Below are 518 nucleotides of genomic sequence, written 5' to 3'. Positions count from 1 at the left end.
CGGGCGCTCCAGGGTCTGGTCGATCAGCGTGCCCGTGGTCATGTCTTTGGCGGGCGCGGACGCGGCGGCAACAGGGGCTTCCGGCACCAGCGGCGGAGACTCGGCAACGGGAGCAGCGGCGCCTGCCGCCATACCGGCCATGCCCTGCTCGACCATCGCTTCCAGCTTGTCGATGAGGTCGCGGTCGTTGCCCTCAGGCTCGGCCTCGGTCGCTTCCAGGCCGGCCAAAATCTCCTTGATGCGGTCGATCGAGGACAGGATCACCGTCACCGCCTGCCCGGTCACCGGCATGCCGTCACGGAATTTGCCCATCAGCGTCTCGCCGGCATGGGCCAGCGCTTCGAGCCTGGGCAGGCCGAGGAAGCCGCAGGTGCCCTTGATGGTGTGAACGAGGCGGAAGATGTTATCCAGGATCTTGGCGTTGTTCGGCTCCTGCTCGAACTTCACCAGCTGATTGTCGACGGTGTCCAGGCTCTCGCTGGTCTCCGTCAAAAACTCCCGCAACAGATCATCCATGA

Annotated in this window: 1 protein-coding gene; it reads right to left on the bottom strand. The window is 65.1% G+C overall.

What is annotated here, in order from left to right:
* A partial coding sequence (locus IVA79_RS17230; RefSeq protein ID WP_247554770.1) for an Hpt domain-containing protein occupies positions 1-516 on the bottom strand: 516 nt, incomplete at its 3' end.
* Positions 517-518: the final 2 nt, after the last annotated feature.

The organism is Bradyrhizobium sp. 138 (assembly GCF_023074075.1).
In the GTDB taxonomy this organism is placed as follows: domain Bacteria; phylum Pseudomonadota; class Alphaproteobacteria; order Rhizobiales; family Xanthobacteraceae; genus Bradyrhizobium.
Note: the sequence above shows the minus strand (reverse complement) of the source record. Positions and strands in the feature narration are given on the sequence as shown.